The 7,447-nt window shown below is 38.1% G+C and carries 5 protein-coding genes; 3 read left to right on the top strand and 2 right to left on the bottom strand.

The genetic code is table 11. The features are described 5' to 3' along the window. Together F6K54_RS36380 and F6K54_RS36385 are read right to left on the bottom strand one after the other, a co-directional pair. On the bottom strand, window positions 1–192 hold a 192-nt coding region (locus F6K54_RS36380), incomplete at its 3' end, for a helix-turn-helix domain-containing protein (RefSeq protein ID WP_293088736.1). Window positions 193–741: 549 nt separating this feature from the next. Then, window positions 742–3,426: a HEAT repeat domain-containing protein gene (locus tag F6K54_RS36385; protein ID WP_293088738.1), complete on the bottom strand. Its 2,685-nt coding sequence runs from the start codon at window positions 3,424–3,426 to the stop codon at window positions 742–744. A gap of 680 nt (window positions 3,427–4,106) precedes the next feature. Here F6K54_RS36385 and F6K54_RS36390 point away from each other — a divergent pair. From F6K54_RS36390 to pip, 3 genes are all read left to right on the top strand, one after another. After that, window positions 4,107–4,811 carry a transposase gene (locus tag F6K54_RS36390; protein ID WP_293088740.1) on the top strand — a complete coding sequence of 235 codons (705 nt, stop codon included), beginning with the start codon at window positions 4,107–4,109 and terminating at the stop codon, window positions 4,809–4,811. 64 nt (window positions 4,812–4,875) lie between these two features. Continuing rightward, window positions 4,876–5,334, top strand: coding sequence for a transposase (locus tag F6K54_RS36395; protein ID WP_293088742.1), 459 nt, complete (start codon window positions 4,876–4,878; stop codon window positions 5,332–5,334). A gap of 529 nt (window positions 5,335–5,863) precedes the next feature. Beyond that, window positions 5,864–6,811 carry a prolyl aminopeptidase gene (pip, locus tag F6K54_RS36400; protein ID WP_293088744.1) on the top strand — a complete coding sequence of 316 codons (948 nt, stop codon included), beginning with the start codon at window positions 5,864–5,866 and terminating at the stop codon, window positions 6,809–6,811. Window positions 6,812–7,447: the final 636 nt, after the last annotated feature.

The following is a 7,447-nucleotide window of genomic DNA, read 5'->3' on the forward strand; positions in this document are numbered from 1 at the left end:
TGGTCGGTCTTTTAATTCGGGAAGATGACAAATAAGAGGACAAGCATTAATCGGACAACGATTTTGTTCCCACCAATAAAATCTTTCTGCCAACATATAGTTATATTGGTGTCGCAACATATCCAGAATTTTCTCTATTTTTTCGGCTTGCTCCTTTGTTGGACGTAACTTATATTGGTAGGCTATTCTCATCTTTATTTCCCTTTTCGACCATAGTTAAATTATAATAATTTGTATACACGATTGCAGCATATAATTATGAAATAATCATTGCATTGTCGAATAAGCAAGGAAAGATTAGATAAGTTGAAATTATATGCAGTCAAAAGGCAAAAAACGATGACTCAAATAATAAGTGATTTCATAGATAATTTACCTGATAATTTAGAAGATAAACGTTTAGAAGTAGATAAAATGATTCAGGGCTAGGACGCATTCATCCCGGCATCAAGTTAACTATGATGCGGGACTTCTGCTAGACAAAGTTAAAAGTCAGTTTTTTAGGAGTCAGGAGTCAGCAGGAATAGCCTATATATCATTTATAGGACTTACGCATAAGCGCTATTGGTAGTGGAGTGGCACACCTAAAATGTTGCAATTGTAGGGGCGGGTTTCGCGCTATTGTTAATTGTTCAACATTAAATTTAGATGAACCCGCCCCTCTTGCTACAGGTTTCGCGCTATTGTTAATTGCTCAACATTAAATTTAGATGAACCTACCCCTCTTGCTACCTAGATTCGCTAAAATCCTTTTAAAGTTTTCAAAGCATACTTTTGTACTTGCTCATCTAAGTCATTTTCAGCTCGATCACTCAATATCTGCGGAATCTGAGGATTTTCTTGATATTGTTCGAGAATTGCTTCTAAAGCAGTTTGGCGCGGGTTATCTTCCCACTCCTCCTGACGTACAAATGGATCGGAATAGGCTCGATCGCAGAAAAAATCAAACATTCCAGGAGTGTCATGCCAACCTAAAGCTAACTGCTGTATTGCTGAACGTCGTACATAAAAATTCTCATCAGACTCAGCTAGTTTTTTGAGTATAATAACAACACAAGGATCGTTTTTTCCGAGCAGAGCAAATAATTCTAAAGCAGTTTGTCGCACATAAAAACTACTATCGCTCATAGCTACTTCTTTGATAATTGCTATCGCTTCAGAGTCATGTTGCCAACAAATACCCAACTCAACCACTGCTGTTTGTCGGACGCACACATCCTCGTCAGAAATAGCTAATTTTTTAAATAACGCTAATGTCTCAGGGTGATGCTTCCAACCGAGAGCTAATTGCTGCATTGCTGCCTGTCGTACTTCTCGTTCACCTGTAGACTCAACCGTTTGTTTGAGAATAGTCAAAGTATCAGGATCATCTTTCCATCCGAGAGCTAATTGCTGCATTGCTAGCTGTTGTAAATCTGGACATTGAGCCGATACTGCCAGCTTTTTGAGAGAAGATATGGTCTCAGGATCATCTTTCCATCCGAGAGCTAATTGTAGTACTGCTGACTGTTGTAGCTGTGAACAATTGCCAGACACAACCATTTGTTTGATAATATCAAGAGTATCAGGATCGTCTTTCCAGTCTGTAGCTAACTGTTCCATTGTTGCTTGTTGCACATAAGAACAGGGATCGTCAACTGCTTGTTGTTTCAAGCAAGCTAAGATATTAAGATCATCCTTACCATCATTACCTAATTTAACCACCGCTGCTACTCGCACATCTGAACATCCATCAGATAGAGCAATTTGTTGCACAATTGCCAAAGTATCACGGTCATTTTTCCAAGTAGTAGCTAACAATTCCATTGCTGCTATGCGTACTTCTGAAAATTTATCGGACAATGCTGCTTGTTTAATAGTAGCGATCGCCTCTGGAGCATCTTTCCAACCTGTGACTAACATATCCATTGCTGCAATTTTTACATCGTGGCGATCGTCAGACAAAGCAACTTTTTTGATAACTGCAAAGGTATCAGGATTGTCATGCCAAGTAGTAGCTAGTTGTTCAACTGCTAATTTCCTAGCGTGCCAACAGTTATCTTCGACAACAACTTGCTTGAGAATACTCAAAGTATCAGGATCATCTTTCCAACCGATAGATAATTCTCGTATTGCCGCCACTCGTGCATCGGAGTTAGACAGAGCCAATTTTTTCAGCAGAGCTAGAACACAAGGCTCATCTTTCCACCCAACAGTTAATTGTGCTACTGCGGTCTCTCCCACTACCCAACACTCAGGAGACTCCGCCTGTTGTTTGAGAAAAGTCAACACATCTGGATCGTGTTGCCAATATGCACCCAACTGTATCACTGCCAGTTCTCGCATCCGCCAACATTCATCTGACTGCACAACCTGTTTGAGAATAGCTACTGTATCAGAGTCTTTTTGCCAGTTTTCGATCAAATAGCCCATTGCTGCTTTTCGCACTTCTGAAGCCGTGTCTGATATAGCTAACTTTTTCATAATAGCTACTGTATCAGAATTTTCCTGCCAATCTTTTACTAACTGTTCCACTGATGCCAGTCGGACATGAGAACACCGATCGAATACTGCCAGTTGTTTTAGAGTTGATAGCGTATCTGGATCGTTTCCCAAATTTTCTGCTAGTTGACTCATCGCAGCTCGTCGTACCTCTGAAGCTTCAGCAGACAAAGCTAATTGTTTCAGAATATTTCCGGTATCAATGTCATCTTTTGCCAGTTTAGCTAACTTGAATACTGCTTCTGAAGCAACATAAGGACTTGGATCGGACATTGCCATTCTTTTCAGCCAAGCTAAAGTCTTGCCGTCGTATTTCCCATCTTGATTTAATTTTTCGATGATTATTAAACGGACTCCCCAATGTTTATCTGATTCTGCCCTTTGTCTGAGCCAAGCGAGAGTTTGTATATCTTGCCAACCTTCAGCCAAAAGTTCGACTGCTGTTTCCCGCAAAGCTTCATCAACATCTGAGACAGCTCTTTGTTTCAAGAACTCTATAGTATCTGGTTCATTTTGCCAGTTTAGGGCTAACTGTTTGAGCGCTGCATAACGTACATTTGAGGAACGATATTGATCTGCCAAAATCAGTTGTTTCAGGAAAGCGATCGTATTTGGATCGTCATGCCAACCTGTAGTTAATTTAGTAAGTATAGCTTCTTGCACCCACCAATATTCGTTGTTAGATACTACAAATTGTTTGAGAAAAGGTAATATACTAGGCTCGTTTTGCCAACCTTGGACAAGATATTCTGTTGCAGCTCTCCGCACATCTGGACATTGATCGGATATAGCTAATTGTTTAAGAATAGCTAAAGTATCCGGGTTATTTTTCCATTCTATGGCTAGCTCTTCCAATGCTACTATTCGCTGTTCTGGGTCTTCGTCAAACACTACTTGACGTTTCAGGGAAGATAAAGTGTGAGAGTCATTTTTGAGCATTATCATAGTGGCCTATTGTAAGTTAATAGTTTTTTTAGCTTTACTTGTAAATTTGGATATTTGTAGGGAAGTTTCACAGACATTAGTATATCAAAAAATCTTGAAAGAGGACTCCCGTTATAATTTCTAATTGAGCGGTGAGACGGGGCGTATAAACTGCCCGCCCACACAGACAGCCCCAATGCGAATTTCAACCATAAAAATAATTGAGTGATAACGAAACAAATTTTGTGTTAGGATTATATAATATTTAGAAATTAGCAAGAACCACAAACCTAAAAAATAACGGGAGGAAGTACGCAGCGCCCGTTTTAACGGCTGGTTGAATAACGACACGCGGGTTTTAACCCGTAGTAAAAATCTGCTATACTTAGAGGAATAAGGAACAAGGTTTGTCGCCATGACATGACTGCTAGTGCGGTGAGATTCCGGTGGACAGGAGACGGGGAATTGATTTCCTACGACGGCTGAAAGCAAGTAGGCAGCTAGAGCAGCGATTTATTGCTCCAACATTTTGAGTAAAACCACTCGTGAAAGCTATAAAAAAGTAAGCTCACAGCTAAATCTTTGATTTACGCCGAGGAGTTTAGAAGTCTGTTGACAGGCTTTAAGCAAATGTGGATTTATCCCAAATGGGGGTGGACTAACCACAGAATCCAGGGTGTTTCAACCCCTGGAGATGTCAATTGATTACTTTAACTTACCAGTACAAGCTTAAACCAACTCAGCATCAAGAGGAAGAAATTAACCACATTCTTGATGTCTGTAAAAGCTTGTATAACTATGGCTTAAGAGAGCTTAAAGACTGGCTAAATTCAAGAAAGTCACCAATTAATAGTTGTTCAATTGTTTCTGAATTTATTATCCCTGCTGATACTCCTTACCCTAATTATAATTATCAAGCTAAAAACTTAACAATAACTAAGAAGAATAACCCTAGATTAAAGTCAGTTTCGGCTAAGAGCCGACATGAAAATGCTCAAGCTTTACAACAAACTTTAAAAACCTTAGATAGAGCTTTTTCTGATATGAAATCCCAGGGCAAAGGCTTCCCTAGATTTAAGAACAAGTTGAGAAGCTTTATCTTTCCTGCAATGCTCAATAATTGCTTAGGCAATAATAGAGTTAAACTACCTCAATTAGGTTGGATAAAAATTAGACAAAGTAAACCATATCCAGATGGTTTTCAAGCTAAACAAGCTAGGATAGTTAAAAAAGCAACTGGTTATTATTTGATGATTACTTTTACTTCATCAGAGTCAGCTCCAGATAATCCAGTAGGTAAAAAGTCGTTAGGGGTAGATGCAGGAATAGAAAGTTTTGTAGCTACTTCTACAGGAAAATTAATCAAGTCTCCTAAGTTTTTGCTCTTGCCAACTACGCAAGCTTAAATTGGCGAGCGACCCCGCGTCGCCTCCAGGCGCAAGGGAACGCGCGAGCTTGCTGCAAAGAAGGTTGAAATATAAAAAAAAAGGGTCAAATAATTGGTCGAAACTCCAGAATAGAATAGCTATATTGCATGAAAAAATAGCTCATACTAGACGTGATTGGCATTTCAAGATAGCTCATCCACTTTGTGATTTAGGAGATAATATTTTTGTTGAAGATATTAACTTTAAATCCTGGTCTAAAGGTATTGTTAGAAAACAATCTTTAGATTCTGGGATTGGTCAGTTTATTAATGAAATCTTACCTTTTGTTTGCTGGAAACGGGGTAAGTATTATGCCAAAGTTGACAAAAATTATACATCTCAAGAATGTCCTAAGTGTGGTCATATAAACAAGAAAAAACTCTTTGAGAGAAAACATAATTGCAGCAATTGTAATTATCAAGAAAATCGCGATGTAGCTGCAGCAAAAGTAATAAAAAACAGAGGTTTAATCCCACATTCTGCAGTTCAATTTGTTACATGAAAATTAGTATAAAATCCGTAGCTTGCTTAAGTATTTATACTATATAAATTATCTTCATTTACCGAAAAATTGTGGTCTAAAGCCTCCCTTTTTAAAGGGATAAAAAAAAGAGACTATTCCTTATATCAAGCCTCTTGCTTTCCTGCGGAATGCTGCGCAAACAGCTAGAGGTACTGATAACTGATAACTGATAACTGATAACTGAAATGACCTCAATCGAGAGTCAAATTATCAGTTAAATATTAAGCATAAATACTTGCTGAATCCTTGACTCCTATTGACCACTGTAATTTACTTCTTAGTTTTTACTTCTTAGTTCTTACTTCTTACTTTTGACTTATATTTTTATGCTACATTTTACTTCTTAGTTCTTACTTTTGACTTTTGACTTTTGACTTTTGACTTTATAATATGTTACTTTTTTCATACTAGAAATTATTTTAATTAATAATTAACAGTTGAAATAAATATTATTTCTCCTAAATTTCTCCTAAAATATCAATATCAATATAAATCTTGAAATATAACCATGCGAGAACTTTATCCACCCATTCAACCTCATAAAAGAGGCAATCTCAAAGTTTCCGACATTCACACTATTTACTATGAAGAATGCGGCAACCCCCAAGGTAAACCAGTAGTCTTTTTACATGGTGGACCAGGTGGTGGAATTATACCTCTTTATCGTCAATATTTTGACCCCAAAAAATGGCGAATTATTTTATTTGACCAACGAGGTTGTGGTCGTAGTACTCCCCATGCTGAACTATCTCAAAATACCACCTGGGATTTAGTAAGTGATATAGAAAAACTACGAGTTCATCTCAGTATTGAAAAATGGGTTGTGTTTGGAGGTAGTTGGGGAAGTACTCTAGCATTAGCCTATAGTCAAACCCATCCAGAAAATTGCCTAGGCTTAATTTTACGAGGTATTTTTATGGTGCGCCCGAAAGAAATTTCTTGGTTTTATCAAGAGGGTGCAAGTAATATTTTTCCTGATGCTTGGGAGGAATATTTAAAACCTATTCCTATAGAAGAAAGAGGTGATTTAGTTAAAGCTTATTATCAAAGATTAACCAGTGCTGATGAAAAAGTTAGATTAGAAGCAGCACGCGCTTGGTCAATTTGGGAAGGAAGTACCAGTAAATTAATTCCAAATTCAAACGTATCACAAAAGTTTGGGGATAGTTATTTTGCTTTGGCTTTTGCTAGAATAGAATGTCATTATTTTATTAATCAATGTTTTTTTGAACATGAAGAACAGTTATTAAAAAATGTCTATAAAATTCGGCATATTCCAGGAGTAATTGTACAAGGAAGATATGATGTTATTTGTCCGATGGTATCAGCTTGGGAATTACATAAAGCTTGGCCGGAAGCTGAATTTACTGTCGTGCCAGATGCCGGACATTCAGTTTCTGAACCAGGAATTATAAATGCTTTAATTAGGGCAACTGATAAGTTAGCAATTCTTTGAAGAAGGCAGAAGGCAGAAGGCAGAAGGCAGAAGGGAAATGATAAAAAAACAGGGGAAGTTTATTTGATAATTGCCAGTATTTATCCCTGTTAAACTCTAAAGGCGTTAGGTTTTAAGTAGGGCTTGCTGATTAAATCTAAAAGCTATTGACTGATATTGGTTTGAGCAATTTTATGTCTAGAAAAAGTGCGCCTGTTTTCGGTGGCAAGAGCTGCATAAAGCTAGTATTTTGGGATGATTATGACAGAAAAATTGAGGGACAATTCTTACTTCTACCTCCTCGCTCCCGAACCATTTCTCCTGTCTCCTGTCTCCCCCTCCCCTCCTGGGAGGGGCGAGGGGTGGGTTGTCTCCTACTCTTACCCATAAGACTTTTGAGCGCAAACCCTAAGTACCGTGTTAAGCTTTTTTCTCCTAAAGCCTAAAACCTTCTTCAATATAACTTTCAATAATTCAAATCATTGCTGAAAATCTCTACTTTTATTCTGAAACATTATAATATTATTGGTATTGACATCCTCCCGACGCTGCTCTCACGAGACAGCGCGGGATTCCCTAGCATCACTGTTAGAGACTTTCTGTTTCTTAGCACCCGCCTTCCGGGACTTGCTCCCTTCTGGTCTAAAAGCGCGCTCC

This window comes from Okeania sp. SIO3B5, from assembly GCF_010692555.1.
GTDB lineage: Bacteria > Cyanobacteriota > Cyanobacteriia > Cyanobacteriales > Microcoleaceae > Okeania.

Bases quoted from the DNA above. Each gene is read 5' to 3' on its own strand.
- pip (WP_293088744.1), top strand. From the start codon at position 5,864: ATGCGAGAACTTTATCCACCCATTCAACCTCATAAAAGAGGCAATCTC.
- F6K54_RS36385 (WP_293088738.1), bottom strand. From the start codon at position 3,426: ATGATAATGCTCAAAAATGACTCTCACACTTTATCTTCCCTGAAACGT.